Below are 26,175 nucleotides of genomic sequence, written 5' to 3'. Positions count from 1 at the left end.
ATCACATTGCTTCAGGATTGTGGGGTCCCTGGGGAGCTGGTTTACCCGCGAAGAGGCCCACAAGGTAGAATGCTGCTCTTTGCCAGTTACGACCCATGATGACTTCGCCGATCCAGACTCTGGAGCAACACCTGCTCGCCGCCCTCGACCCTGCCCCGCAGGAAACCCGCCGCCTGTTCCACGGCCGCGGCCGCTGCTGGGCGGGCCTGGAGCAGGTCACCGTCGACTGGCTACAAGGCGTGCTGTCGGTCGCCCTGTTCCGCGAGCCGCCCGAAGGCCAGCTGGCCGAACTGGAAGCCATGCTGCGTGCCCTGGCTGAGCGCCCACAGTGGACTGGTCAAGCCATCCTTCTCCAGCACCGCTACCTGCCCGACAGCCCGGGCCAGTGGTTGCTGGGCGAGCCGTGCCAGCAGCGCGAGGTGGTCGAGGACGGCCTGACCTACCTGCTGGACCTGGGCGTGCGGCAGAACAACGGCCTGTTCCTCGACATGCGCTATGGGCGGCGCTGGGTGCGCGAGCAGGCGGCAGGCAAGCGCGTGCTGAACCTGTTCGCCTACACCTGCGGTTTCTCGGTGGCGGCGATTGCCGGTGGCGCCGAGCAGGTGGTGAACCTGGACATGGCCAAGTCGGCGTTGTCCCGGGGCCGCGACAACCACCGCCTCAATGGCCACGACGCATCGCGCGTGGCGTACCTGGGCCATGAGCTGTTCAAGTCGTGGGGCAAGGTGCGCAAGTACGGGCCTTATGACCTGATCATCATCGACCCGCCGACCTTCCAGCGCGGCAGCTTCGTGCTGACCCAGGACTACGCGAAGATCCTGCGGCGCTTGCCGGAGCTCTTGAGCGAGGGCGGGACGGTGCTGGCGTGCGTGAACGACCCGGGCATCGGGCCAGAGTTTCTGATCGAGGGGATGGCGGAGCAGGCGCCGTCGCTGGCATTCGTCGAGCGGCTGGAGAACCCGCCGGAGTTTCCTGATGTGGACCCGGCGGGGGGCTTGAAGGCCCTGGTATTCCGTCAGGTCTGATGTTGCCGTTGTTGGCCCTTCGCGGCTAAAGCCGCTCCCACAGGTACCGCGCCAAACCTGAGGGCTGTGGGGTACTTGTGGGAGCGGCTTTAGCCGCGAAGAGGCCGGGCCTGCTTACATCAATTACTGATTGTTGCTGTAGATCTGGTCAAACACCCCACCATCATTGAAATGGGTCTTCTGTACGGTGCGCCAGTCACCAAAGGTCTTCTCCACCGACAGGAAGTCCACTTTCGGGAAGCGGTCGGTGTATTTGGCCAGTACCGTCGCATCACGCGGGCGCAGGTAGTTCTGTGCGGCGATTTCCTGGGCGGCTGGCGACCACAGGTACTTCAGGTATTCCTCGGCCGCGGCTTGGGTGCCTTTCTTCGCCACCACCTTGTCGACCACGCTGACCGGCGGCTCGGCTTCGGCCGACACGCTCGGGTAGACCACTTCAAACTGGTCGCGGCCGAACTCGCGGGCGATCATTTCGGCTTCGTTCTCGAAGGTCACCAGCACGTCGCCGATCTGGTTGGTCATGAAGGTGGTGGTGGCGGCACGGCCACCGGTGTCCAGCACCGGCGCCTGCTTGAACAGCTTGCCGACAAAGTCCTTGGCCTTGTTTTCATCACCGCCTTGCTTGAGCACATAGCCCCAGGCCGACAGGTAGGTATAGCGGCCGTTACCCGAGGTCTTGGGGTTGGGCACGATCACCTGTACGCCATCCTTGAGCAGGTCGGGCCAGTCTTTCAGCGCCTTGGGGTTGCCCTTGCGCACGATGAACACAGTGGCCGAAGTGAACGGCGCGCTGTTGTTCGGCAGGCGGCTCACCCAGTTGTCCGGCACCAGTTTGCCGTTGTCGGCCAGGGCGTTGATGTCGGTGGCCATGTTCATGGTGATCACATCGGCCGGCAGGCCATCGATCACCGCTCGCGCCTGCTTGCTCGAGCCGCCGAAGGACATCTGCACGTTGACCTTCTCGTTGTGCTCGGCTTCCCAGTGCTTCTGGAAGGCCGGGTTGTAGTCCTTGTAGAAGTCGCGCATCACGTCGTAGGAAACGTTGAGCAAGGTTGGGGCGGCCTGGGCGAAATTGCCCAGGGCAAGGCCTGCGGCGAGTAGCGAGGCGGTGAAGAGTTTTTTCACGTTGCTTCCTTGTTATCGAGAAGGTGTTGGCAGTTTGCCTGCGACTATAGCCGGTGGGTTTGTAGCGGTTAAAGAACAAAAAACACTTTGGTTATGCTGCCGCCTGTGCCGGCCTCTTCGCGGGTAAACCCGCTCCCACAGGATCACCAAAGGCCAGAGCTGTGAGCGCTCCCTGTGGGAGCGGGTTTACCCGCGAAAGGGCCGGAACAGGCGACATCATTGCTTGGGAAACAGCACATTTCCACACCGGGAACAGAATGCCGCCCCATGCTCATGGCTCTTCTTGCTGCAGGTCGGGCAATCATGCTGCAGCTGCTCCCCGCGCATGGCATTGGCCAGCTCGGCGGTGAAGATCCCGGTCGGTACGGCGATGATCGAATAACCGGTAATCATCACCAGCGACGACAGCACCTGCCCCAATGGCGTCTTCGGCACGATGTCGCCAAAGCCCACCGTGGTCAGGGTAACGATGGCCCAGTAGATGCCCTTGGGAATACTGGTAAAGCCATGCTCAGGCCCTTCGATCACGTACATCAAGGTGCCGAACACCGTCACCAGGGTCGATACCGTCACCAGGAACACGATGATCTTCTGCTTGCTGCCGCGCAGCGCCTCCATCAGGTAATGGGCCTGCTTGAGGTACGGGCTGAGCTTGAGCACCCGGAAGATCCGCAGCATCCGTATCACGCGGATGATCAGCAGGTACTGGGCGTCGCTGTAGTACAGCGCGATGATCCCCGGCACGATCGCCAGCAGATCGACCAGGCCATAAAAGCTGAAGGCATAGCGCAGCGGCTTGGGCGAGCAGTACAGGCGGGTGAGGTACTCGGCCAGGAAGATCGCGGTAAAACCCCACTCGATGCCCGCCAGCAGGCCGGCATAGCCTTGGTGCACCTCGTCGATGCTGTCGAGGATCACTGTGACCAGGCTGGCCAGGATGATCAGCAGGAGGATCTTGTCGAAGCGTCTTCCAGCCACGGTATCGGTCTGGAAGACGATGATGTAGAGCTGCTCGCGCAGGCTCGCAGGGTTGTTCATTGGCTCGTTCCACAAAAGCGATGGGCTGAGCCTAGGGCTTGCATTTCAGCTGTGCAAGCGGCTGGCGTCACGCTGCCTGGGCTGGGCCAGATGGCTGCCCAGATGCATCAGCCAGCAGGCGGCGACAAAGGGCGCGGTCAGGCCGGGTACCGGTAGCAGCTTGAACAGGGGTTGCAGCAGCAGGGCCAGGGCGATGGCCAGCAGTGTCACCCACGGCTTTTCACCCTGCCTGCTGAACGCCAGCGCCGCCAGCGCGGCGTTGAAACCGTACAGGCCCAGCCAGGCGGCTTGCGCCTGGTCGGCGAGCAGTGCCACGCCGCCGCCGATGGCCGAACCGATCACTGCCCACATGGCCGCATAAGGGTTGGCGATGAACATGCCGATGATGATCAGCAGGCCGGCCAGGGGCTGGTCGAGCAGGAAGATCTGGCCCACGCCGCGCGCCAGCGCGTACAGCGGGTCGGCTTCGACGAAGCCGCTGGGCGAGGGGCTGGCGAGCAGCAGGGTGGCCCAGCCAAGCAGCACGAAGGGTGCGGTGTAGGCGATCAGCAGCTTGCCGCCGCGCTTGCGCCATTGGTGGGTGATGATGCTGGACAGGCCGCCAGCGGCGATGATCAGTGGCGGCAGGATGACCGACCAGGGCAGCACGGCGCTGATCAGGATGCCGATCAGCACGCCGTTGTAGCAGTACAGGCCGGCCTGGCGGTCGGCACGGTCGTAGCCGCGTGCCTGGGCGGTGAGCAGGCCGGCCAGGGCGCCGAGCAGGGCGCCGCCGACCAGACTTGGGGCGGTCAGCAGGATGGCCAGCAGGCAGCACAGGCCGCACAGAGGGTTGCGCAGCAGCAGCACCTGGCTGAAGCCGTTGAGTAACGCCGTTGCCCAGTCGGGGCACGGGTTGACGAAATTTTTGGTGTACATCGGGGCAGTCAGTGAGGTTGATGGGGAGCGGTGGGCCTCTTTGGGCCTCGGGTTTTCCGCAGGTCTGGTGTTTCTGTGTTCGGGGAGGGCTTTGCCCTCCATTCGCAGCACAAGGCTGCTCCTACAAAGGGACCGTGGAGCAGGAGGCTTTCGCGGTCCCTTTGTAGGAGCAGCCTTGTGCTGCGAATGGGGCGCAAAGCGCCCCCGGCATTCTCAGATCAGAGTCTCGATCCGCAGCGTGTTAGTCGACCCCGGCTTGCCGAAAGGCACACCAGCAGTAATCAGCAGCGTGTCGCCACGGCTGGCCATGCCTTGTGCCTGGGCGATTTCCAGGGCGGTCGACACCACTTCATCAACCTGACGCAGGCGGTCGTTGACCACCGAATGCACGCCCCACGCCACGCTCAAACGGCGTGCGGTGTTCAGGTTCGGCGTCAGGTTGAGGATTGGTGCCCGCGGCCGCTCGCGTGCCGCGCGCAGGGTCGAGGCGCCCGACTCGCTGTAGTTGACCAGCACCGCAACCGGCAGGATGCCGCTGATACGGCGGATGGCGCAGCTGATGGCGTCCGACACGGTGGCCTCGGCCTTCGGCCGGCCAACGTCGAGCTGGGCCTGGTAGTCCGGGCCGTTCTCCACCTGGCGGATGATCTTGCTCATCATCTGCACGGCTTCCAGCGGGTACTCACCCGAGGCAGTCTCGGCCGACAGCATCACCGCATCGGCACCTTCGGCCACGGCGTTGGCCACGTCGGTGACCTCGGCGCGGGTCGGTGCTGGCGAGAAACGCATGGATTCGAGCATCTGCGTGGCCACAACCACCGGCTTGCCCAGTTGGCGGCAGGTGCCGATGATGCGTTTCTGGATCTGCGGCACGCTTTCGGCTGGCACTTCCACGCCCAGGTCGCCACGGGCCACCATGATCGCGTCTGCAAGCTCCGCGATGGCCTGCAACTGTTCGACTGCCGATGGTTTTTCGATCTTCGCCATCAGGTAGGCACGGTCACCGATCAGCTGGCGTGCTTCGATGATGTCTTCCGGGCGTTGCACGAACGACAGGGCCACCCAGTCCACGCCCAGCTCCAGGCCGAAGGCCAGGTCGCGGCGGTCTTTCTCGGTGAGCGGGGAGAGGTCGAGTACCGCTTGCGGCACGTTGACACCCTTGCGATCGGACAGCTCGCCACCGGCCAGTACTTTGGTGTCGATGGCGTCGCTGTGCTTGGCGGTTACGCGCAGGCGCAGCTTGCCGTCGTCCAGCAGCAGGTCCATGCCCGGCTCGAGGGCGGCGATGATCTCGGGGTGTGGCAGGTTGACCCGGTGGCTGTCGCCCGGGGTGTTGTCCAGGTCCAGGCGCAAGGCCTGGCCGCGCTGCAGCTGCACCTTGCCGTCGGCAAAGCGGCCGACGCGCAGCTTCGGCCCTTGCAGGTCCATGAGGATACCCAGCGGGTAGTTCAGTTGTTGCTCGACTTCGCGGATCCACTGGTAGCGCAGGGCGTGGTCGGCGTGCTCGCCGTGGCTGAAGTTGAGGCGGAAGATGTTCACCCCGGCTTCTACCAGTTGGCGGATGTCGTCGATGCCTTTGATCGCAGGGCCAAGGGTCGCGAGGATTTTGACTTTTTTATCAGGCGTCATGATTGGGCAGTCTCGAGGATCAGGATGGCGCGGAAGTCGTTGACGTTGGTGCGGGTCGGCTCGGTGACGATCAGCGCATCCAGCGCGGCGAAATAGCCGTAGCCGTTGTTGTTGTCCAGTTCATCGCTGGCCGACAGGCCCAGGGCTTCGGCACGGGCGTAGCTGGCCGGGGTCATGAAGGCGCCGGCGTTTTCTTCCGAGCCATCGATACCGTCGGTGTCACCGGCCAGGGCGTACACGCCCGGCAGGCCTTTCAGGCTTTCGGTGAGGCTGAGCAGGAATTCGGCATTGCGCCCGCCACGGCCATTGCCGCGTACGGTCACGGTGGTTTCGCCGCCGGACAGGATCACGCAGGGTGCCTTCAGCGGCTGGCCGTGCTGGACGATCTGCCGGGCGATACCGGCGTGCACCTTGGCCACTTCGCGTGATTCGCCTTCCAGGTCGCCGAGGATCAGCGGGCTGAACCCGGCCTGGCGGGCTTTGACCGCGGCGGCTTCGAGCGACTGCTGGGGCTTGGCGATCAGCTGGAAGTGGCTGCGGGCCAGGGCCGGGTCATCGGCCTTGACGGTTTCCGAGGCTGGGTTGTTGAGCCAGTCGATAACGGCCTTGGGCGCTTCGATGTTGTAGCGCTTGAGGATGGCCAGGGCATCGGCCGAGGTGCTCGGGTCGGCCACGGTAGGGCCGGAGGCGATCACCGTGGCGAGGTCGCCCGGTACATCGGAAATGGCATAGGTGTACACCGTGGCCGGCCAGCAGGCCTTGGCCAGGCGGCCGCCCTTGATCGCCGAGAGGTGCTTGCGCACGCAGTTCATCTCGCCGATGGTGGCGCCGGATTTCAGCAGCGCCTTGTTGATCTGCTGCTTGTCGGCCAGGGTCAGGCCTTCGGCGGGCAGGGCCAGCAGCGCCGAGCCACCGCCGGACAGCAGGAAGATGACGCGGTCGTCTTCATTGAGGTTGCTGACCAGTTCCAGCACGCGCTTGGCCACGGCCAGGCCAGCGGCATCGGGGACCGGGTGGGCGGCTTCGACCACCTCGATCTTCTGGCAGTTGGCGCCGTGGCCGTAGCGGGTTACGACCAGGCCGGAGACTTCACCCTGCCAGCTTTTCTCGACCACTTCGGCCATGGCGGCTGCGGCCTTGCCGGCACCGATGACGATGACCCGGCCGCTGCGGTCGGCGGGCAGGTAGGGTTCGAGGACTTGGCGGGGGTGGGCGGCGGCGATGGCTGTGTCGAACAGCTCGCGGAGAAGTTTTTGCGGATCGACCGACATGGCAGGCTCCCAATTATTGTTGTTCTGCAGAATCAAAAACGCCCCTGGAACTGCCTCCGTGCAGGCCGAACCAGGGGCGGGTGTTGCTCGGTGCCACCTTTGAACCTGTGGTCGCAGGTTCAAAGGTGTTGGCTTCTTCGCGGGTAAACCCGCTCCCACAGGGGCCTCCCAGAGGCTGAAGACAGCGTAAAACCTGTGGGAGCGGGTTCACCCGCGAAGAGGCCGGTGAAGGCTAAAAATTACTTACTTGTCGTCGCGGATCGAGAAGTTGGCCATGTGCTCCAGGCCTTTGATCAGCGCCGAGTGGTCCCAGTTGCCGCCACCCAGGGCCTGGCAGGTGTTGAACACTTGCTGGGCATTGGAGGTGTTGGGCAGGTTGATGCCCAGTTCCTTGGCACCCTGCAGGGCCAGGTTCAGGTCCTTCTGGTGCAGGTTGATGCGGAACCCTGGGTCGAAGGTGCCCTTGATCATGCGCTCGGCGTGCACTTCGAGAATCTTCGACGAGGCGAAGCCGCCCATCAGTGCTTCACGTACCTTGGCCGGGTCGGCGCCATTCTTGGCGGCGAACAACAGGGCTTCGGCAACGGCCTGGATGTTCAGGGCAACGATGATCTGGTTGGCCACCTTGGCGGTCTGGCCGTCGCCATTGCCACCGACGCGGGTGATGTTCTTGCCCATGGCTTCGAACAGCGGCAGGGTGCGCTCGAAGGCTTTCGGGCAGCCACCGACCATGATGCTCAGGGTCGCAGCCTTGGCGCCGACTTCGCCGCCGGACACCGGGGCGTCCAGGTAGGCAGCGCCGGTGGCCTTGATTTTCTCGGCGAAGGCTTTGGTAGCGGTAGGGGAGATCGAGCTCATGTCGATCACGATCTTGTTCGGGCCCACGCCTTCGGCGACGCCGTTTTCACCAAACAGGACGCTCTCGACCTGCGGGGTGTCGGGAACCATGACGATGATGAACTCGGCTTCCTGGGCAACTTCCTTCGGGTTGGCCAGGGCCACGGCACCGGCGGCGACCAGGTCGGCCGGGGCAGCGTCATGGTGAGTGGAAACGAAGATGCTGTGACCTGCTTTCTGCAGGTTCTGAGCCATGGGCTTGCCCATGATGCCGGTGCCGATGAAACCGATTTTAGCCATGACAATGTGCCTCTTTATATTTGTGATGTCTCAAGCAAACCGCAATCCCTGTGGGAGCGGGCATGCCCGCGAAACAGGCGACTCGGTGGATGGCACCGGCTATGCCGGTGTTCGCGGGCATGCCCGCTCCCACAGGGTTTCGTGTTTCACAGGGGGCTAGCGTTCAGCCGTTCAGATTGCGTTATGGGTCTTCAGCCAGCCCAGGCCCGCCTCGGTGGTGGTCAGCGGCTTGTATTCCGCGCCCACCCAGCCCTGGTAGCCAATGCGGTCCAGGTGTTCGAACAGGAAGCGGTAATTGATCTCGCCGGTGCCTGGTTCGTTGCGGCCGGGGTTGTCGGCCAGCTGGATGTGGTTGATCAGTTTCAGGTTGGCTTCCATGGTACGGGCCAGGTCACCTTCCATGATCTGCATGTGGTAGATGTCGTACTGCAGGAACAGGTTGTCGCTGCCCACTTCGGCCTGGATTTCCAGGGCCTGCTTGGTGGTGTTCAGGTAGAAGCCGGGGATGTCGCGGGTGTTGATCATTTCCATGACCAGGCGGATTCCGGCGGCTTTCAGCTTGTCGGCGGCGTAGCGCAGGTTTTCCACGAAGGTCTTGCGCACGGTGGCGCAGTCCGGGCCTTGTGGGCGAATGCCCGCCAGGGCGTTGACCTGGGTGTTACCCAGCACCTTGGCGTATTCGATGGCCTTGTCGACGCCGGCGCGGAATTCCTCGACGCGGTCAGGGTGGCAGGTGATACCGCGCTCGCCTTTGGCCCAGTCACCCGCTGGCAGGTTGAACAGCACCTGGGTCAGGCCGTTGGCGTCCAGCTGCTGCTTGATCTCGGCAGCGCTGAAGTCGTACGGGAAGAGGTATTCGACGCCGCTGAAACCAGCATCGGCGGCAGCCTTGAAGCGGGCCAGGAAGTCCTGTTCGGTGAACAGCATGGACAGGTTGGCAGCGAAGCGAGGCATGTTGTGTCTCCTTGCGATGAAGGCCCCCGGCGCCCTCAGGTAGGGGCCGGCACGGGGGCGTCAGGCGATCAGTCCAGCAGCGAGATGGCGGTTGGCGCGTCGTTGCCGACCAGGGCCAGGTCTTCGAACTCGTTGACCGCGTTGATCTCGGTGCCCATGGAAATGTTGGTCACACGTTCGAGAATCACTTCGACCACCACCGGCACGCGGAACTCTTCGGCCATCTTCTGTGCCTTGAGCAGGGCAGGGGCGATCTCGGCCGGCTCGAACACACGGATGGCCTTGCAGCCCAGGCCTTCGACCACGGCGACATGGTCGACACCGTAGGTGGCGGCGTCGGTCGAGTTGATGTTCTCGAACGCCAGTTGTACACAGTAATCCATGTCGAAGCCACGTTGCGCCTGACGGATCAGGCCCAGGTAGGCGTTGTTCACCAGTACGTGCACGTACGGCAGGTTGAACTGTGCGCCTACCGCCAGCTCTTCGATCATGAACTGGAAGTCGTAGTCACCCGACAGCGCGACCACCTTGCGTTTCGGGTCGGCCTTGACCACACCGAGGGCGGCAGGGATGGTCCAGCCCAGCGGGCCGGCCTGGCCGCAGTTGATCCAGTGGCGTGGCTTGTACACGTGCAGGAACTGCGCGCCGGCAATCTGCGACAGGCCGATGGTGCTGACGTAGCAGGTGTCCTTGCCGAATACCTGGTTCATCTCTTCGTAGACGCGCTGCGGCTTGACCGGCACGTTGTCGAAGTGGGTCTTGCGCTGCAGGGTGGCCTTGCGCTCCTGGCAGTCTTCCAGCCAGGCCTTGCGGCACTTCAGCTTGCCAGCGGCTTTCCACTCGCGGGCCACTTCGAGGAACACGTCCAGTGCCTTGCCGGCGTCGGAAACGATACCCAGGTCCGGGGTGAATACGCGGCCGATCTGGGTTGGCTCGATATCCACGTGCACGAACTTGCGGCCTTCGGTGTAGACGTCGACGGAACCGGTGTGGCGGTTGGCCCAACGGTTACCGATACCGAACACCAGGTCGGATTTCAGCAGGGTGGCGTTGCCATAACGGTGCGAAGTCTGCAGGCCGACCATGCCGACCATCTGTGCGTGGTCGTCCGGGATGGTGCCCCAGCCCATCAGGGTCGGGATTACCGGTACACCGGTCAGCTCGGCGAACTCGACCAGCTTGTCGCTGGCGTCGGCGTTGATGATGCCGCCACCGGCTACCAGCAGCGGGCGCTCGGCGTCATTGAGCAGGGCCAGGGCTTTTTCGGCTTGTACGCGGGTGGCGGACGGCTTGTGCACTGGCAGCGGTTCGTAGGCGTCGATGTCGAATTCGATTTCGGCCATCTGCACGTCGAACGGCAGGTCGATCAGTACCGGGCCTGGGCGGCCGGTGCGCATTTCATAGAAGGCCTTCTGGAAGGCGTAAGGCACCTGGCCTGGCTCCAGAACGGTGGTGGCCCACTTGGTGACCGGCTTGACGATGTTGGTGATGTCGACAGCCTGGAAGTCTTCCTTGTGCAGGCGGGCACGTGGGGCCTGGCCGGTGATGCAGAGGATCGGGATGGAGTCGGCGGAGGCACTGTAGAGGCCGGTGACCATGTCGGTGCCGGCTGGGCCGGAGGTGCCGATGCACACACCGATGTTGCCCGGGTTGGCACGGGTGTAACCCTCGGCCATGTGCGAGGCGCCTTCGACGTGACGAGCGAGGACGTGATCGATGCCACCGACTTTCTTCAGGGCCGAGTACAACGGGTTGATGGCAGCCCCCGGGATGCCGAACGCGGTATCTACACCTTCACGGCGCATGACCAGAACGGCTGCATCGATTGCTCTCATTTTGCTCATGGTTTGTGCCTCATCGATTTTGTAATTGTATACAACTTGCTTTGTGCCAGAGTGTATTCATGGCTGGCCGCTTAGGTCAACGGGTTTTCGTCGGCGGATGTCGCTTTCGTTCGAGCGCCCGTGAAAACGGCGCTTTGCGCCATCGCATACGATCGTTTCAAAATATTGTATACAAAAATATCTTCCGTTGTGTTCTATTTGTTCTATCGGTTTTCAACTGCCCTCAGGGCTTCTCACAACAAGAAGAGGACCTTTCCATGAACGCTTTGAACCTGAAAGTCGCGGTCAGCCTGGTGAACGCCGCGCTGGCGACGGGTCGCAAGATCAATGCCGCGCCACTGACCGTGGCGGTGCTGGATGCCGGCGGCCACTTGCTGGCGCTGCAGCGCGAGGATGGCGCCAGCCTGATTCGGCCGGAGGTGGCTACCGGCAAGGCCTGGGGCGCGATTGCCCTGGGCAAGGGGTCGCGCCTGCTGGCACTGGACGCACAGCAACGGCCGGCATTTTTTGCCGCGCTGAACGGGATCGGCGAGCGGCCGGTGGTGCCGGCGCCGGGTGGCGTGCTGGTGCGTGATCAGGACGGCAAGGTGCTGGGTGCGGTAGGGATCAGCGGGGATACGTCGGATATCGACGAGCAGTGCGCGATCAGTGCGATCGAGGAGGTGGGGTTGAAGGCGGATGCGGGTGTAGCAGCCTAATCTGGTAGCCTAATTCTCTATTGCCTGTTCCGGCCTATTCGCGGGTGAACCCGCTCCCACAGGACCATCACACGCTTGAAGCTCGTGGTGTCCCTGTGGGAGCGGGTTCACCCGCGAAGAAGCCAGCGCCGGGGGTCAGGCCGCCTCAGGCTCACAGCCCTTGAGCACCATGCGGATGATGGTCTCGGCCGCTGCGTCATAATCGCTGTCGGCCAGCTTGGCCTTGCCGGTCACCGCAGAGATCTGCCAATCAAAATCGGCATAGGTCTGGGTCGCTGCCCAGATGCTGAACATCAGGTGGTGCGCATCCACATGGGCGATCTGCCCGCGGTCGATCCAGCCCTGGATGCACTCGATGTTATGCCGCGCCTGCTCGTTCAACTGCGCTACCTGGTTCGGCGACAGATGCGGGGCGCCGTGCATGATCTCGCTGGCGAACACCTTGGACGCATGTGGCAGGTCGCGGGAAATGCGGATCTTCGAGCGGATATACGCACTCAGCACTTCCTTCGGGTCACCGTCGGCATTGAACGGGGTCGACGCCTGCATGATCGGCGCGATGATGCTTTCCAGGACCTCGCGGTAGAGGTTGTCCTTGGATTTGAAGTAGTAATACACGTTCGGCTTTGGCAGGCCGGCCTTGGCCGCGATATCGCTGGTCTTGGTGGCGGCGAAGCCCTTGTCGGCGAATTCCTCGCTGGCCGCGCGCAGGATCAATTCCTTGTTGCGCTCGCGAATGGTGCTCATGGTCAGGGATCTTCCTCGTGTCTGGCCACCTCTAAGAGGGATCGGGCATGGTAGCACCGGGCTCGACGGGCGCTCAAGGCGGCGGCTTTGGGCTAGAATCCTGGGCACTCACTCTTCTGGATACAGGCAAACATGGCAGGAAGCAGTCTACTGGTACTGATCGACGATATCGCCACTGTGCTCGATGACGTCTCGGTGATGACCAAGGTGGCGGCGAAAAAGACCGCAGGCGTGCTGGGCGATGACCTGGCCCTGAATGCCCAGCAGGTCACCGGGGTGCGTGCCGAGCGCGAGATCCCGGTGGTGTGGGCCGTGGCCAAGGGCTCGATGGTGAACAAGGCCATCCTGGTGCCGGCGGCGCTGCTGATCAGTGCGTTCATCCCCTGGGCGGTGACACCGTTGCTGATGCTGGGCGGTGCCTACCTGTGCTTCGAGGGTTTCGAGAAGCTGGCGCACAAGTTCCTGCACAGCAAGGCCGAGACGGACGCCGAGCACGAAGCGCTCAAGGAGGCGGTGGCCGATGCCAATGTCGACCTGGTGGCGTTCGAGAAAGCCAAGATCAAGGGCGCGGTACGTACCGACTTTATCCTTTCGGCGGAAATCATCGCCATTACCCTGGGCATCGTTGCCGACTCGCCGTTGACCCAGCAGATCGTCGTGCTGTCGGGCATCGCGGTGGTCATGACCATCGGCGTGTACGGGCTGGTGGGCGGTATCGTCAAGCTCGATGACCTGGGGTTGTGGATGACTCGTAAGGCATCACGCCTGGCCAGGGCGGTGGGTAACGGCATCCTGCGGGCTGCACCGTACATGATGAAGAGCCTGTCGGTAATCGGCACGGCGGCCATGTTCCTGGTCGGTGGCGGGATCCTGGTGCATGGCATCGGGCCGCTGCATCACGCCATCGAGGCGTTCAGCGAAGGGCGTGGCGGGGCGTTGACCGTGGCGCTGCTGAACGGCGGTGTCGGGGTTGTGGCCGGTGCCGTGGTGCTGGCGGTGGTGGGCATTGCGGGGAAATTGTGGCGGGCGGTTCGGCCGGCCAAGTGATGCGGCCTGGCCGGGGCTTCGCCCCGGTTCGCGGGTGAACCCGCTCCCACAGGTACAGCGCAGGCCTTGAATCCGGCGCGGACTTTGTGGGAGCTGGCTTGCCGGCGATGGGCCGCAGCGCGGCCCCAACGCTTCAGATCAGAAGTGAACCTTGAGCAGGAAGCTCATGGTGTTCTGGTCGGTGGTGAAGGCATCGGAATCCTTGATGCCATACTTGTTCTTCCAGTAGTCGTACTCGACACCCACATACAGCTGCTTCTCGCCCAGGTGCAAGGCCTTGCCCAGGTCATACTTGATCTGCGGATTGAAGTGCAGGTTGGCCTGGTAGGTGCCGCGGCGGTTCTCGTCGTTGTCCACCACCCAGTCCATGAAACCGTCGATCAGCACATCGGATGAACCGACCGGAATGGTGTACGACCACACCGGGGTGATCTGCCACACGTTGTCGCCGGCGCGGCTGCCGTCGGTGGTGCGGTTGTAGAAGTTCAGCTGGAAGTAGTCGAAGCCAGGGATGTCCAGGTCGAAGCCAGGGCCGATCAGGTACGACTCGGTATCACCTTCGCCGAACTCGTAGGTCATCGCCAGCAACACGTCCTTGACCGGGCCGAACGCCAGCTTCTGGTCGAAGATCTTGCCAAACGACAGGCGCGGGCTGATTTCGCCGTAGTAGGTGTTAGGGCCATTGCCTGCATCTTTCTGGCCCTGATAGAAGATCTTGTCGACAAAGATGAAGTTATCGCCGTACTTCCAGCCATCAGCGTGCTCGAAGGTCACGGTTTGCTGGATCGACGGGTTGACCTTGAAGTTCTTGCCCCACAGGTAGGTCAGGCTGTTGTTCTGCCATTGCAGCAGGTCGCCGCCGAAGGTGGTGCCACAGGCCAGCAGGCCGCCGGCGAGGATCAGGCTGTTGATGGTACGCATTGCGAGTGTCGCTCCCTTGGTTGATCAATTGTCAGCGCTCGTTGTTGGCGCTTTTTTTGTCTTTTGAGTCAGCTTTTTTCGATAGGCCACAGCTGTTTGGCAAGGGTTGAGCCAACTTTCCTGGGCTGGCAAAACCTTCCTGCTCGACTTCGTTCTGAACGGATGAAAAGGGTCTTTCAGGCTGGCAACACGTTGGCCAACCGCCCGTATTCATTGACTGAGCGGTCAGTAAACGCAGGCAGAATCCCTTCTGCCCTGATCGAGGGGGCGCGCAGATTACTGGCTTGCGCGCCTTGCCTCAAGTGCTCCGTCCTGGAGCAGTGTGGTACAAACTTGTGCGTTCGGTCAGTTTTTCAGAAGTGCACCTTGATCAGGGCACTGGTGACGCTCTGGTTACTGTCGATATTGCCTTGGCTGTCGATGCCGTACTTGTCCTTCCAGTAGCTGTACTCGATGCCCACGTACAGCTGCTTGGCGCCCAGGTTCAGGGCTTTGCCCAGGTCGTACTTGACCTGCGGGTTGAACTGCAGGTTGGCGTGGTAGGTACCACGGCGGGTCTGGTCATTGTCGACCACCCAGTCCATGTAACCGTCGATCAGAATGTCGGATTTGCCCACCGGAATGGTGTACGAGAAAGCCGGGGTAATCTGCCAGACGTTGTCACCGGGGCGGCTGCCTTCGGTGTTGCGCAGGTAGAAGTTGAGGGTGAAGTAGTTGAAGCCGGGAATGTTCAGGTCGAAGCCGGGGCCGATCAGGTAGGCCTCGTTGTCGCCCTCGCCACGTTCGTAGGTCATGGCCAGCAGCACATCCTTGATCGGGCCGAAGGCCAGGTTCCGGTCAAAGATCTTGCCGAACGACAGGCGCGGGCTGAACTCACCGTAGTAGGTGGTCACGCCTTTGCCCGGGTCGGGCTTGCCGTTGTAGAAGATCTTGTCGACGAACATGAAGGTGTCGCCGTACTTCCATTTGTTGGCGTGCTCGAAGGTAACCGTCTGCTGGATGCCTGGGTTGACCTTGAAATCCTTGCCGTACAGGTAGGTCAGGCTTTCGCCATGCCACTGCAGCCATTCGCCAGCGTGGGCGGGAAGAGTGGCCAGCAGGCTGCTGCCCAGCAAGAGGGACGAGGTGATGCGTTTCATGTTGTGGTTCCCGGACTTATTGTTTTTGTTGGGTTTTTTTGGCGCGCAGGCGCCCCGGACGGCCCATTCCGGCGGGCCGACGGTGTAGCGTTTACGGCGAATTCGAGGCGGGGCGGCAGTGCGCCGCCCCCCTGTGCTCAATGCTGGTGACAGGCTTCGTTGTGCACCGCACGGTCGGCACCGCCAAGGATGTTGAACAGCACGTTCAACACCAGGGCACTGACCGTGGCCATGGCGATGCCACTGTGGGTGATGGGTTCCATCCACTGGGGCATCTGGGCGAAGAACTCCGGACGCACCACGGGGATCAACCCGAAGCCGACGCTCACCGCAACCAGCAACTGGTTGCGACGGTCGCCGATGTCCGCTTCCTGGAGAATCTTGATCCCGGTGGCGGTGACCATGCCGAACATGGCGATGGACGCGCCGCCCAGTACCGCAGGCGGAATCGAGGCAATCAGGAAGGCCGCCTTGGGCAGCAGGCTTAGCAGGATCAGCAGTGCACCGGCCACGATGGTGACATAGCGGCAGCGCACCCCGGTCATTTGCACCAGGCCGATGTTCTGGGCGAACGAGGAGTGGGTGAAGGTGTTGAAGAAGCCGGCGATGAACGACGCGCCGGCATCGCACAGCAGGCCGCGACGCAGCATCCCTGGGGTAACTTCACGATCGGTCACCTTGCCCAGGGCCAGGAACATGCCGGTGGACTCGACGAAGATGATCACCACCACCAGGCACATGGACAGGATTGGCGCCAGGCTGAAGGTCGGCATGCCGAAGTGCAGTGGGGTTACCACTTGCAGCCAGGGTGCGTCGTTCAGGCCCGACAGGTCGACCATGCCGATGGAACCAGCCAGGACGTAGCCCAGGCCCATGCCCACCAGCACCGACACGTTGACCCAGAAGCCACGCATGAAACGGTTGATCAACAGGATTACCGCCAGCACCAGGCCAGCCACCATCAGGTAGATCGGTGAGCCGAAGGCTTCAGCTTCCTGGCCGCCACCAGCCCAGTTGACCGCCACCGGGAACAGCGACAGGCCAATCGAGGTGATCACCGTACCGGTGACCAGTGGCGGGAAGAAGCGTACGACCTTGGACATGAACGGCGCGATCAGCATGCCGAAGAAGCCGGCAGCAATGGTCGCGCCGAAGATCCCCTGCAGGCCTACGCCTGGCATGCCGGCCATGGCCACCATGCTGCCGACGGCAGCGAAACTGGCACCCATCATCACCGGCATGCGGATGCCCACCGGGCCGATACCGAAGGACTGGATGATGGTGGCGACGCCAGCGACCAGCAGGTCGGCGTTGATCAGGAAAGCGACTTCTTCACGGGACAACCCGGCGGCCTGGCCGATGATCAACGGCACGGCGATCGCGCCACCGTACATCAGCAGAACGTGTTGCAGGCCAACCAGGATCAGTTGGAACAGGGGCAAGGGCTCACGCGGCGGCGCAACAGGGATGTACGCCTTGCGGGACTCGGACATGCAGCACCTCGAGTTTTGTTTTTATTCTCGGATCCAAGCGCCGGTCTCAGGCGGCAGGCCCGGTGGAGGCAGCCTGGGGTTCCCGCTAGAGGTCGAACGCTCGATGCTTGCTTGTTGCGTAATACATGAAGCCTGAGGCTGGCTTTGCCGGCCTCTTCGCGGGCACGCCCGCTCCCACAGGGGGAGGTGATCCCCCTTGGGAACGGGTTGCCTGGCGAGGTGCTATCAGTTGACCGGGGCGCCTTTGGCGATCCAGTCACCGACCAGCTTGCGCTCTTCGGTGGTCATCTGGGTGATGTTGCCCAGCGGCATGATCTGGCTGGCAACCGCTTGCGCCTGGATGCGCGCGGCCTGGGCCTGGATCTGCTGCGGGGTGTCGAACATCACGCCGGCAGGGGCGGCGCTGAACAGTGGGCTGGTCGGCTTGGACGAGTGGCACACGGTGCAGCGTTCCTGGATGACATTGTGGATCTTGTCGAAGGTCTCGCCGCCGGCCTGGGCCGTAGCCTGGGCAGGGGCTTCGGCCGGCGCGGCAGGCGCTGCGGCAGCCTTGGCGGCGTCCTCGGCACGTTGCTCGGCTGCGGTCTTGCCACCTACAGCAGTCGCGGGCAGTGGCTGGTACTCGACTTTCGCCGCAGCCTGCTCAGGGCTGACCGCCATCGGTTTCGGCCCGGTGACGTAGGCCAGGCAGATCATCGCCAGGGCGCCGACCGGCAGGGTCCAGGCGTACTTGTTGCTGTCGTGGCGGGTGTTGAAGTAGTGACGGATCAGGACCGCAGCTACCGCGATACCGGCCAGGATCAGCCAGTTGTACTGGCTACCGTAGGTGCTCGGGAAGTGGTTGCTGATCATGATGAACAGCACCGGCAGGGTGAAGTAGTTGTTGTGGCGCGAGCGCAGCAGGCCCTTGGCCGGCAGTACCGGGTCGGGGGTCTGGTTGTTCTCGATCGCCGCCACCAGCTGGCGCTGGGCCGGCATGATAATGCGGAACACGTTGCCGACCATGATGGTGCCGATGATCGCGCCGGTGTGCAGGTACGCACCACGGCCGCTGAACACCAGGCTGAAGCCCCAGCATGCGGCGATGATCAGCACGAACAGTACTGCACCGAGCAGCGCTGGCTTCTTGCCCAGGGGCGAGTCGCACAGGAAGTCGTAGATGAACCAGCCTGCGATCAGCGAACCGATACCGATGGCCACGCCTTCGGCACCGCTGAGGGTGCTGCCAGGGGCCAGCAGGTACAGGGCCGGGTTCCAGTAGAACACCACGCACAGCAGGGCGATACCGGACATCCAGGTGAAGTAGGCTTCCCATTTGAACCAGTGCAGGTTCTCGGGCATTTTCGGGGGAGCGAGCTTGTATTTTTCCAGGTGGTAGATACCACCGCCGTGAATTGCCCAGAGATCACCCGACAACCCATCGCGCGGGTTGCTTCGGTTCAGGTGGTTCTCCAGCCAGACGAAGTAGAACGATGCACCGATCCAGGCGACGCCGGTGATCATGTGAACCCAGCGAATGCTCAGGTTCAGCCATTCGTGAAGGTGTGCTTCCACAGTATGTACCTCTTGCCGGTCACCCGATCGGGCAATGCCCTTGAATGACCGACCTTTTCTTATTGGTGGGGATTGAGGACCAGCATCTGTTCCTCGGTGAAGTAATGCTCGTCGCAGTTGTTGCCGGAACCACTGCGATCAACCACCAGGAAGTCATCCCGCTTTTCGATCGTCAGCACCGGGTGGTGCCAGACGCCGCGATGGTAATTAACGCCCTGCCTGCCATTACTGCGGAAGGCTCGGACCAAACCTGATACAGGTGCATCGCCAACTGGCGCGACCACGATCAGAAAGGGGTTGCCGAGCAGCGGGATGAAAGCCTGGCTGCCCAGCGGATGGCGTTCCAGCATGCGCACGGTCAGCGGCATGTCCAGCGCATCGGCGCGGAAGATGCTGATGATCGCCTTGTCTTCAGGCTCGGCGGTTTCGACCGTGGCGAGCTTGTGGAAGCGCATGGTCGAGCCGTTGTTGATCATGAAGTGGTCGCTGCCATCGGTTTCGATCACATCTCCGAAGGGGGCGAAGGCTTCTTTGGTCAGGGGCTCGATCATCAGGGTGCGCATGCGGATATCTCTTCTATGTTCGTTATTCTGGATAAGGCTCAAGCGTTGCTACGGCGGTTACAGCTGCAGCAGGCGGAACAGGGCGATCAGGTTGATCTGCGCCAAGGCTTCCTTGAATTCGGCATCGGCATCGTTGTGGATGCGTTTTTCGAACGAGGCGAGGATCTGGTGCCGGTTGCTGCCTTTTACCGCCATGATGAACGGGAACTGGAACTTGGCCTTGTAGGCGTCATTCAGCTCGGTGAAACGGGCGAACTCTTCGGCGGTGCACTGGTGAATACCGGCGCCGGCCTGCTCGTTGGTGCTCGATTCGGTCAGCTCGCCCTGAATGGCGGCCTTGCCGGCCAGGTCCGGGTGAGCGTTGATCAGCGCCAATTGGTCGGCGTGGTTGGCGCTGAGCAGGATATCGCTCATGCGCTGGTGCAGCGCCTCGATCTCGTCCAGCTCGCCCAGTTGGCCCAGGTCGTAGGCTTTTTCGGCTACCCACGGCGAGTGCTCGTAGATGTCGGCGAAGGCCTTGACGAAGGCGTCGCGGTCCAGGGCGGATGGCTTGAGGGTATTGAAGGCGGTCATCAGGCGTTCTCTTTCTTGTACGGGTGGGTGGCGTGCCAGTGGCGGGCAATGTCCACGCGACGGGCGAACCAGACCTGGTCATGGCTTTTTGCGTAATCGACGAAGCGCTTCAGTGCTGCCAGGCGTGCCGGGCGGCCGACCAGGCGGCAGTGCAGGCCGATGGACAGCATCTTTGGAGCCTCGGCGCCTTCGGCGTACAGCACATCGAAGGCGTCTTTGAGGTACTGGAAGAACTGCTCGCCGCAGTTGAAGCCCTGTACCTGGGTGAAGCGCATGTCGTTGGTGTCGAGGGTGTAGGGGATCACCAGGTGCGGCTTGCCGGTAGGGTTGTTCGGCTCCCAGTAGGGCAGGTCGTCGTCATAGGTGTCGCTGTCGTACAGGAAGCCACCTTCCTCCATCACCAGGCGACGGGTGTTCGGGCCGGTGCGGCCGGTGTACCAACCCAGCGGGCGCTCACCGGTGATTTCGGTGAGGATGCGGATGGCTTCGAGCATGTGCTCGCGCTCCTGGGCCTCGTCCATGTACTGGTAGTCGATCCAGCGGTAGCCGTGGCTGCAGATTTCATGGCCGGCCTCGGCCATGGCGCGGATCACGTCGGGGTGGCGCTGGGCGGCCATGGCCACGGCGAAGATGGTCAGCGGCACGCCGCTGTCCTTGAACAGCTTCAGCAGGCGCCACACGCCGGCACGGCTGCCGTACTCGTACAGCGATTCCATGCTCATGTTGCGCGCGCCCTGCAATGGCTGGGCGGCGACCATTTCCGAGAGGAACGCTTCGGACTCCTTGTCACCGTGCAGGATGTTGCGTTCGCCACCTTCCTCGTAGTTGAGGACGAAAGATAGCGCGATGCGAGCGTTGCCCGGCCATTGCGGGTGAGGAGGGTTGTTGCCGTAACCGATCAGGTCGCGAGGGTAGTCAGCGCTCACTGCAGTCTTCCTTCTTGTGCGTTAGTGCGGGGGTGGGCGGGCCGCGTCGGTATGTCGCACCACCGGATGGGCTGATTGTATACAACTTCTGAAATCTTTTGTAAGCCTGTTTTTCCGCATTTCTTCCCTTTTGTCGCCTCGCAGCGACCTGGAAAAACAGTGCAAGAAACCTGCCTGATTGGTCAGCTAATGACGTTGGCGTCTTTACGGTGCCTGTATTTGCGACCTATGGGTCGTTTGCAAGCAAGAATCGGTGGGTGCGACAGATGGGTTCAAAAAATTGTGTACAATTTTGCGTTGGAATGTCTTAATGGCGTCATTCCCGCACATCACAGGCCCTTTTGGCATGATGATGGCCGTGTATTTTTTGCCCACAGATTGAACAAGAGGCGACAAGCAATGGGACGTTTGACCACACACGTACTGGATGCCGCGCATGGCTGCCCGGGCAGCTCGATCAAGGTCGAGCTGTACCGTGTCGAAGGCCAGCAGCTGGAGCTGGTGAACACCGCCCTGACCAACAGCGATGGCCGCGTCGACGCGCCACTGCTGCAGGGTGACGACTACCGTACCGGCGTCTACCAGCTGCAGTTCAGCGCTGGCGACTACTACCGCGCTCGCGGTGTACAGCTGCCGGCCCAGGCGTTCCTGGATGTTGTCGTGCTGCGTTTTGGCATCGACGAGCAGCAGGAGCACTACCACGTGCCGCTGCTGATCTCGCCGTACAGCTATTCGACCTATCGTGGAAGCTAGTTGGTCGCTAGAAGAATCTTCGTAGGTCCTTTGGCCCGCTCTCACACTGGCGGGCTTTTTTTCGTCTGCTGTTTTTGTATTGCCTGCACCGGCCTCTTCGCGGGTAAACCCGCTCCCACAGGAAGCGAAGAGGCCGGTACAGGCTGTAGAAACAAAGAAAGGGCGCCGAGGCGCCCTTGGTTGGTGCAGCAGGGGGTCAGAGGAACACGAACTTGGCAATGAAGATCGCGCACAGCACCCACAGGCTGGCGGAGATTTCCTTGTATTTGCCGGTACCTGCCTTCAACGCCACGTAGCTGATAAAGCCCAGGGCAATACCGTCGGCCACCGAGAAAGTCAGCGGCATCATGATCACCGTGACGATCGCCGGAATGCTGTCGGTAGCCTCGTCCCAGTGGATATGCGCCATGCTGCCCATCATCAGCATCGCCACGTAGATCAGCGCACCGGCGGTGGCATAGGCCGGAATCATCCCAGCCAGCGGGGCGAAGAACATCGCCGCGACAAACAGCAGGCCGACCACCACCGCAGTCAGGCCGGTACGGCCACCTGCGGCTACACCGGCAGCACTTTCCACATAGCTGGTCACCGGCGGCACGCCGACCACGGCGCCAAACACACTTGAAGCACTGTCGGCCTTCAGCGCCTTCGACAGGTTCTCGATGCGCCCGTCCGGCGCCACCAGGTTGGCCCGCTGCGCCACGCCCATCAGGGTGCCGGCGGTGTCGAACATGTGCACGAACAAAAACGCCAGCACTACGCTGATCATGCTGACGTTGAACACGCCGGCCACGTCCATGGCCATCCAGGTCGGTGCCAGGCTTGGCGGCATCGACATCACTCCGCCGAATTTCACCAGGCCCAGACCCCAGCCGGCCAGGGTGACACCGATGATGCTGATCAGGATCGCACCGAACACCCGCTTGTAGCTGAGGATGGCGATCAGCAGGAAGCATACCGCCGCCAGCAGCGGCCCCGGCTCATGCAGCGAGCCCAGCTTGATCAGCGTGGCCGGGCTGTCGACGATGATGCCTGCCGTTTTCAGGCCGATCAGCCCGAGAAACAATCCGACGCCGGCCCCCATGGCATGGCGCAGGCTGACCGGGATGCTGTTGAGCAACCATTCGCGCACTTTCGACAAGGTCAGGAACATGAACAGCACACCCGAGACGAATACTGCGCCCAGTGCCGTTTCCCAGTTGTAACCCATGGTGCCGACCACGGTGTAGGTGAAGAACGCGTTGAGCCCCATGCCCGGTGCCAGGCCCACCGGCCAGTTGGCGTACAGGCCCATCAGCAGGCAGCCCAGCGCAGCGGCGATGCAGGTGGCGACGAAGGCGGCACCGTGGTCGATGCCGGCGTCGGCCATGATGTTGGGGTTGACGAAGATGATGTAGGCCATGGTGATGAAGGTGGTCACCCCGGCGATCATTTCGGTCCTGACGGTGCTGCCGTGTTGCTTGAGTTTGAAAATCCGCTCCAGCCAGCTCGTTTCGAGCGGTGGGGCAAGATCCAGCGTAGGGGCTTCGGATTTGCGGCTTTCCACAGCAAGTACTCCTCAAGTCTTTCTTGTTGTTATGGAGCCAGTGGCCTGCGCAATGCACTTGGCGGCTCCGCGAGGGAAGGCAGACGTCTGACCGGTTTGTTGACTTGCGGGTCAAGAAGTTGCTCGGTGGATTATCCTTTTGTGTACAAAGAATGCAAATAATGTTTTATCTTTTGTGTGCGCAAGGTGTCGTACAACGGCTATATAGGTAAAAGGCCACCTGCAGAAACGGCTCAGCCTGTGTACAATGGCGCCATACTTTCCTTCGTGCCTCGAGAGCCCATGAACGAACAGCTGCAACCTCTGAAGAAACCTGCGCGTACCGGCAAGGCTGGCCGCAGTGGTACCCAGGACGACATCGTCTACGCGCATATTTTCGAGGCGATCCTCGAGCAGCGTCTGGCACCGGGCACCAAGTTGAGCGAGGAAGCGCTGGGCGAGATCTTCGGCGTCAGCCGCACCATCATCCGCCGCGCCTTGTCGCGCCTGGCCCACGAAAGCGTGGTGCTGTTGCGGCCGAACCGCGGTGCGGTGGTGGCCAGCCCGACGGTGGAAGAGGCCCGCCAGGTGTTCTTCTCCCGGCGCATGGTCGAACGGGCAATCACCGAACTGGCCGTGCAGCACGCTACCCTCGAGCAGCTCAACGAGTTGCGGCAGATGGTGCGTGAGGAGCGCGACAGCTTCTCCCGTGGTGACCGCGGCGCCGGCATTCGTCTTTCCGGCGAGTTCCACCTCAAGCTGGCCGAGGCTGCGGGTAATGCGCCACTGGTCAGCTTCCAGCGCAGCCTGGTATCGCAGACCTCGCTGATCATTGCCCAGTACGAGAGCGGCAACCGTTCGCATTGCTCTTATGACGAACACATGCAGCTGATCGATGCCATCGAGGCGCGCGATGCCGAGCAGGCGGTGAGCCTGATGATGCACCACATGGATCACATCGACAGCAAGCTGAACCTGGACGAGGAGAGTGCCTCGGACGATCTGCACGCGGTGTTCTCGCATTTGCTGAAAAAGCCCAAGGTTTCTGCCAAGGGTTGATCGTTTGCCTGGTTGATTGAAGGGGGCTGCTTTGCAGCCCATTCGCAGCACAAGGCTGCTCCTACAGGGATCGCATGACCTTTGTAGGAGCAGCCTTGTGCTGCGAATGGGGCGCGAAGCGGCCCCAGCCACTTCTGGCCATTGTTCAAAGGTCTGCTAAATTCTTGTGAGCAAACCTTCATCAAGCAGTTGGGCTTGCGCATTCGTTGCGTTCAACTTCTTGAGGAATGGACTCATGAGCATGTCCCTCGGTAAGCGTATGGGGGCCGAGCTGGTCGGCACCTTCTGGCTGGTGCTTGGCGGCTGTGGCAGTGCGGTACTCGCCGCAAGCTCCCCCATCGGCATCGGTGTACTCGGCGTCGCCTTCGCCTTTGGCCTCACCGTGCTGACCATGGCCTTCGCCATCGGCCATATCTCCGGTTGTCACCTCAACCCCGCCGTGTCATTCGGGCTGGTGGTGGGCGGGCGCTTCCCGGTCAAAGAGCTGTTGCCCTACGTGATCGCCCAGGTGATCGGCGCCATACTGGCGGCAGGTGTGATCTACCTCATCGCCAGCGGCAAGGCAGGTTTCGAGCTGTCTGCGGGGTTGGCTTCGAACGGCTACGCCGATCACTCGCCCGGCGGCTATACGCTCGGGGCGGGCTTTGTCAGTGAAGTGGTGATGACGGCGATGTTCCTGGTGGTGATCATGGGCGCCACCGACGCCCGGGCGCCGGCAGGTTTTGCGCCGATCGCCATCGGCCTGGCCCTGACCCTGATCCACCTGATCTCGATCCCGGTGACCAATACCTCGGTCAACCCCGCGCGTAGCACGGGGCCGGCCTTGTTCGTCGGTGGCTGGGCCCTGCAACAGCTTTGGCTGTTCTGGGTGGCGCCGCTGATCGGTGCGGCGATCGGCGGCGCATTGTACCGGGGCTTGGCGAACGAGCCTTAGCGTTGGTGCACGCAACGCCCGGCGGCGTAGGTTTCGCGCACGGTGCGGTCGTCGCCGAGGGTGGTGAGCACGAACAGGGTTTCCTCGATGCTGTTGGACTGCTGGATGCGGTAGTCCAGCAGTGGCGTGGCCTTGTAGTCCAGTACCACGAAGTCGGCGTCGTTGCCCGGGCGCAGGCTGCCGATGCGATCGTCCAGGCGCAGTGCGCGCGCGCCGCCGAGGGTGGCCAGGTACAGTGACTTGTACGGGTGCAGACGCGCGCCCTGCAACTGCATCACCTTGTACGCTTCGTTCAGGGTGTTGAGCAGCGAGAAGCTGGTGCCGGCGCCAACGTCGGTGCCCAGGCCCACATTGACCTTGAAGCGCTCCGCCTGGGGCAGGTTGAACAGGCCGCTGCCGAGGAACAGGTTGGAGGTGGGGCAGAAGGCCACGGCCGAGCCGGTTTCGGCCAGGCGCTGGCATTCGTCATCGCACAGGTGCACGCCATGGGCGAATACCGAGCGCTCGCCCAGCAGCTCGAAGTGGTCGTATACGTCCAGGTAACCCTTCTGCTCGGGGAACAGCGACTTGACCCAATCGATTTCCTTGAGGTTTTCCGACAGGTGCGTGTGCATGTACACCCCCGGGTGTTCCTTGAGCAGTTGGCCCGCCAGCGCCAGCTGTTCAGGCGTACTGGTCGGGGCGAAACGCGGGGTGACTGCATAGTGCAGGCGGCCCTTGCCGTGCCAGCGCTCGATCAGTGCCTTGCTTTCGGCATAGCCGGACTCGGCGGTGTCGGTCAGGTAGTCCGGGGCGTTGCGGTCCATCATCACCTTGCCGGCGATCAGGCGCAGGTCCAGGCGCTCGGCCTCTTCGAACAAGGCATTGACCGATTCCGGGTGCACGCTGCCGAACACCAGCGCGGTGGTGGTACCGTTGCGCAGCAGTTCCTTGAGGAAGATCTTCGCCACCTGGTCGGCATGGCCTTTGTCGGCGAACTGCTTTTCGCAGGGGAAGGTGTAGGTGTTCAGCCAGTCCAGCAGCTGTTCGCCATAGGAGCCGATCATGCCGGTCTGCGGGAAGTGGATGTGGGTGTCGATGAACCCCGGGGTGATCAGCGCGTCCTGGTAGTGCTCGACCGGGATATCGGCATCCAGCGTCGGTAGCAGTTCGGCGGCGTGGCCAATGGCGCGGATGCGGCCTTCGTCGACCACCAGCAGGCCGTCCTCGAAGTACTCATGGGAAGCCTCCAGGCCCACCTCGGCCGGGTCGGCGATGCTGTGCAGGATGGCGGCACGGTAGGCTTTGCGGGTAACGGTCATA

The 26,175-nt window shown here is 62.4% G+C and carries 24 protein-coding genes; 6 read left to right on the top strand and 18 right to left on the bottom strand.

The annotated features are described in order from the left end of the window. Positions 1–98: 98 nt before the first annotated feature. Positions 99–1,025, top strand: coding sequence for a class I SAM-dependent methyltransferase (locus tag JV551A3_RS22590; protein ID WP_133974452.1), 927 nt, complete (start codon positions 99–101; stop codon positions 1,023–1,025). Positions 1,026–1,148: 123 nt separating this feature from the next. Here JV551A3_RS22590 and JV551A3_RS22585 read toward each other — a convergent pair whose 3' ends face one another. From JV551A3_RS22585 to gcl, 8 genes are all read right to left on the bottom strand, one after another. After that, positions 1,149–2,150 (bottom strand): sulfate ABC transporter substrate-binding protein, encoded by a 1,002-nt coding sequence (locus tag JV551A3_RS22585; protein ID WP_112253050.1) that lies wholly within the window; start codon positions 2,148–2,150, stop codon positions 1,149–1,151. A gap of 216 nt (positions 2,151–2,366) precedes the next feature. Next, entirely contained in the window at positions 2,367–3,188 is an 822-nt protein-coding gene (locus tag JV551A3_RS22580; protein WP_013973544.1) for an ion transporter, read from the bottom strand. A gap of 45 nt (positions 3,189–3,233) precedes the next feature. Continuing rightward, positions 3,234–4,106, bottom strand: coding sequence for an urea transporter (locus JV551A3_RS22575; protein WP_133974307.1), 873 nt, complete (start codon positions 4,104–4,106; stop codon positions 3,234–3,236). Between the two features lie 213 nt (positions 4,107–4,319). Beyond that, positions 4,320–5,735: a pyruvate kinase gene (gene pyk / locus JV551A3_RS22570; RefSeq protein WP_133974305.1), complete on the bottom strand. Its 1,416-nt coding sequence runs from the start codon at positions 5,733–5,735 to the stop codon at positions 4,320–4,322. Beyond that, positions 5,732–7,006 carry a glycerate kinase type-2 family protein gene (locus tag JV551A3_RS22565; RefSeq protein ID WP_060493792.1) on the bottom strand — a complete coding sequence of 425 codons (1,275 nt, stop codon included), beginning with the start codon at positions 7,004–7,006 and terminating at the stop codon, positions 5,732–5,734. Before JV551A3_RS22565 ends, pyk begins: the two co-directional genes overlap by 4 nt. Positions 7,007–7,249: 243 nt before the next feature. Next, entirely contained in the window at positions 7,250–8,143 is an 894-nt protein-coding gene (locus JV551A3_RS22560) for a 2-hydroxy-3-oxopropionate reductase (protein WP_112253046.1), read from the bottom strand. Between the two features lie 171 nt (positions 8,144–8,314). Continuing rightward, the gene (gene hyi, locus JV551A3_RS22555; RefSeq protein WP_003259508.1) at positions 8,315–9,097 is read right to left on the bottom strand and encodes a hydroxypyruvate isomerase; all 783 of its coding nucleotides are present in this window, start codon (positions 9,095–9,097) and stop codon (positions 8,315–8,317) included. Positions 9,098–9,165: 68 nt separating this feature from the next. Next, complete coding sequence (gene gcl / locus JV551A3_RS22550; protein ID WP_015271168.1) at positions 9,166–10,941, bottom strand: glyoxylate carboligase; 1,776 nt, start codon at positions 10,939–10,941, stop codon at positions 9,166–9,168. A gap of 257 nt (positions 10,942–11,198) precedes the next feature. Here gcl and JV551A3_RS22545 point away from each other — a divergent pair, with 257 nt between their 5' ends. After that, positions 11,199–11,639, top strand: coding sequence for a GlcG/HbpS family heme-binding protein (locus JV551A3_RS22545; RefSeq protein WP_133974303.1), 441 nt, complete (start codon positions 11,199–11,201; stop codon positions 11,637–11,639). 135 nt (positions 11,640–11,774) lie between these two features. Here the strand turns inward: JV551A3_RS22545 and JV551A3_RS22540 are convergent, their stop codons facing one another. After that, positions 11,775–12,386 carry a TetR/AcrR family transcriptional regulator gene (locus JV551A3_RS22540; protein WP_133974301.1) on the bottom strand — a complete coding sequence of 204 codons (612 nt, stop codon included), beginning with the start codon at positions 12,384–12,386 and terminating at the stop codon, positions 11,775–11,777. Positions 12,387–12,518: 132 nt separating this feature from the next. On the opposite strand from JV551A3_RS22540, the gene JV551A3_RS22535 reads away from it, so the two are divergent. Further along, on the top strand, positions 12,519–13,433 hold the full coding sequence (locus JV551A3_RS22535; RefSeq protein ID WP_133974299.1) for a DUF808 domain-containing protein: 915 nt from the start codon (positions 12,519–12,521) through the stop codon (positions 13,431–13,433). Between the two features lie 138 nt (positions 13,434–13,571). Here JV551A3_RS22535 and JV551A3_RS22530 read toward each other — a convergent pair whose 3' ends face one another. The 7 genes from JV551A3_RS22530 to puuE form a co-directional block, all read right to left on the bottom strand. Further along, entirely contained in the window at positions 13,572–14,354 is a 783-nt protein-coding gene (locus JV551A3_RS22530; RefSeq protein WP_133974297.1) for an outer membrane protein OmpK, read from the bottom strand. A gap of 353 nt (positions 14,355–14,707) precedes the next feature. Then, a complete protein-coding gene (locus JV551A3_RS22525) occupies positions 14,708–15,493 on the bottom strand; it encodes an outer membrane protein OmpK (protein ID WP_133974295.1) in 786 nt (261 codons plus the stop codon). 137 nt (positions 15,494–15,630) lie between these two features. After that, positions 15,631–16,986 carry a nucleobase:cation symporter-2 family protein gene (locus JV551A3_RS22520; RefSeq protein ID WP_112253043.1) on the bottom strand — a complete coding sequence of 452 codons (1,356 nt, stop codon included), beginning with the start codon at positions 16,984–16,986 and terminating at the stop codon, positions 15,631–15,633. Positions 16,987–17,211: 225 nt separating this feature from the next. Further along, the gene (locus JV551A3_RS22515; RefSeq protein ID WP_112253042.1) at positions 17,212–18,540 is read right to left on the bottom strand and encodes a urate hydroxylase PuuD; all 1,329 of its coding nucleotides are present in this window, start codon (positions 18,538–18,540) and stop codon (positions 17,212–17,214) included. A 59-nt stretch (positions 18,541–18,599) separates the two neighbouring features. Beyond that, positions 18,600–19,103, bottom strand: a complete 504-nt coding sequence (locus JV551A3_RS22510; protein ID WP_003259500.1) for an ureidoglycolate lyase — start codon at positions 19,101–19,103, stop codon at positions 18,600–18,602. 57 nt (positions 19,104–19,160) lie between these two features. After that, entirely contained in the window at positions 19,161–19,676 is a 516-nt protein-coding gene (uraD, locus tag JV551A3_RS22505; protein WP_133974293.1) for a 2-oxo-4-hydroxy-4-carboxy-5-ureidoimidazoline decarboxylase, read from the bottom strand. Beyond that, positions 19,676–20,602 carry an allantoinase PuuE gene (gene puuE / locus JV551A3_RS22500; RefSeq protein WP_133974291.1) on the bottom strand — a complete coding sequence of 309 codons (927 nt, stop codon included), beginning with the start codon at positions 20,600–20,602 and terminating at the stop codon, positions 19,676–19,678. The genes uraD and puuE overlap by 1 nt, the downstream gene beginning before the upstream one ends. Positions 20,603–21,001: 399 nt before the next feature. Here puuE and uraH point away from each other — a divergent pair, with 399 nt between their 5' ends. After that, a complete protein-coding gene (uraH, locus tag JV551A3_RS22495) occupies positions 21,002–21,355 on the top strand; it encodes a hydroxyisourate hydrolase (protein ID WP_003259496.1) in 354 nt (117 codons plus the stop codon). 196 nt (positions 21,356–21,551) lie between these two features. Here the strand turns inward: uraH and JV551A3_RS22490 are convergent, their stop codons facing one another. Further along, positions 21,552–22,901 (bottom strand): NCS2 family permease, encoded by a 1,350-nt coding sequence (locus JV551A3_RS22490; RefSeq protein WP_133974289.1) that lies wholly within the window; start codon positions 22,899–22,901, stop codon positions 21,552–21,554. Between the two features lie 282 nt (positions 22,902–23,183). Here JV551A3_RS22490 and JV551A3_RS22485 point away from each other — a divergent pair, with 282 nt between their 5' ends. Further along, entirely contained in the window at positions 23,184–23,939 is a 756-nt protein-coding gene (locus JV551A3_RS22485; RefSeq protein WP_015271161.1) for a GntR family transcriptional regulator, read from the top strand. Positions 23,940–24,174: 235 nt separating this feature from the next. Beyond that, positions 24,175–24,873, top strand: a complete 699-nt coding sequence (gene aqpZ / locus JV551A3_RS22480) for an aquaporin Z (protein WP_133974287.1) — start codon at positions 24,175–24,177, stop codon at positions 24,871–24,873. On the opposite strand, the gene guaD is transcribed toward aqpZ, so the two are convergent. Further along, on the bottom strand, positions 24,870–26,174 hold the full coding sequence (guaD, locus tag JV551A3_RS22475; RefSeq protein WP_133974285.1) for a guanine deaminase: 1,305 nt from the start codon (positions 26,172–26,174) through the stop codon (positions 24,870–24,872). The two genes, aqpZ and guaD, sit on opposite strands and share 4 nt — an antisense overlap. Between the last annotated feature and the right edge of the window lies 1 nt (position 26,175).

The sequence above is a fragment of the Pseudomonas inefficax genome (assembly GCF_900277125.1).
In the GTDB taxonomy this organism is placed as follows: Bacteria; Pseudomonadota; Gammaproteobacteria; order Pseudomonadales; family Pseudomonadaceae; genus Aquipseudomonas; species Aquipseudomonas inefficax.
This window is presented reverse-complemented; position numbering and strand designations above follow the sequence as displayed.

Coding starts and splice junctions, on each gene's coding strand:
- JV551A3_RS22590 (WP_133974452.1), top strand. CDS start 99: ATGACTTCGCCGATCCAGACTCTGGAGCAACACCTGCTCGCCGCCCTC.
- JV551A3_RS22580 (WP_013973544.1), bottom strand. CDS start 3,188: ATGAACAACCCTGCGAGCCTGCGCGAGCAGCTCTACATCATCGTCTTC.
- JV551A3_RS22575 (WP_133974307.1), bottom strand. CDS start 4,106: ATGTACACCAAAAATTTCGTCAACCCGTGCCCCGACTGGGCAACGGCG.
- pyk (WP_133974305.1), bottom strand. CDS start 5,735: ATGACGCCTGATAAAAAAGTCAAAATCCTCGCGACCCTTGGCCCTGCG.
- JV551A3_RS22565 (WP_060493792.1), bottom strand. CDS start 7,006: ATGTCGGTCGATCCGCAAAAACTTCTCCGCGAGCTGTTCGACACAGCC.
- JV551A3_RS22560 (WP_112253046.1), bottom strand. CDS start 8,143: ATGGCTAAAATCGGTTTCATCGGCACCGGCATCATGGGCAAGCCCATG.
- hyi (WP_003259508.1), bottom strand. CDS start 9,097: ATGCCTCGCTTCGCTGCCAACCTGTCCATGCTGTTCACCGAACAGGAC.
- gcl (WP_015271168.1), bottom strand. CDS start 10,941: ATGAGCAAAATGAGAGCAATCGATGCAGCCGTTCTGGTCATGCGCCGT.
- JV551A3_RS22545 (WP_133974303.1), top strand. CDS start 11,199: ATGAACGCTTTGAACCTGAAAGTCGCGGTCAGCCTGGTGAACGCCGCG.
- JV551A3_RS22540 (WP_133974301.1), bottom strand. CDS start 12,386: ATGAGCACCATTCGCGAGCGCAACAAGGAATTGATCCTGCGCGCGGCC.
- JV551A3_RS22535 (WP_133974299.1), top strand. CDS start 12,519: ATGGCAGGAAGCAGTCTACTGGTACTGATCGACGATATCGCCACTGTG.
- JV551A3_RS22530 (WP_133974297.1), bottom strand. CDS start 14,354: ATGCGTACCATCAACAGCCTGATCCTCGCCGGCGGCCTGCTGGCCTGT.
- JV551A3_RS22525 (WP_133974295.1), bottom strand. CDS start 15,493: ATGAAACGCATCACCTCGTCCCTCTTGCTGGGCAGCAGCCTGCTGGCC.
- JV551A3_RS22520 (WP_112253043.1), bottom strand. CDS start 16,986: ATGTCCGAGTCCCGCAAGGCGTACATCCCTGTTGCGCCGCCGCGTGAG.
- JV551A3_RS22510 (WP_003259500.1), bottom strand. CDS start 19,103: ATGCGCACCCTGATGATCGAGCCCCTGACCAAAGAAGCCTTCGCCCCC.
- uraD (WP_133974293.1), bottom strand. CDS start 19,676: ATGACCGCCTTCAATACCCTCAAGCCATCCGCCCTGGACCGCGACGCC.
- uraH (WP_003259496.1), top strand. CDS start 21,002: ATGGGACGTTTGACCACACACGTACTGGATGCCGCGCATGGCTGCCCG.
- JV551A3_RS22485 (WP_015271161.1), top strand. CDS start 23,184: ATGAACGAACAGCTGCAACCTCTGAAGAAACCTGCGCGTACCGGCAAG.
- aqpZ (WP_133974287.1), top strand. CDS start 24,175: ATGAGCATGTCCCTCGGTAAGCGTATGGGGGCCGAGCTGGTCGGCACC.
- guaD (WP_133974285.1), bottom strand. CDS start 26,174: ATGACCGTTACCCGCAAAGCCTACCGTGCCGCCATCCTGCACAGCATC.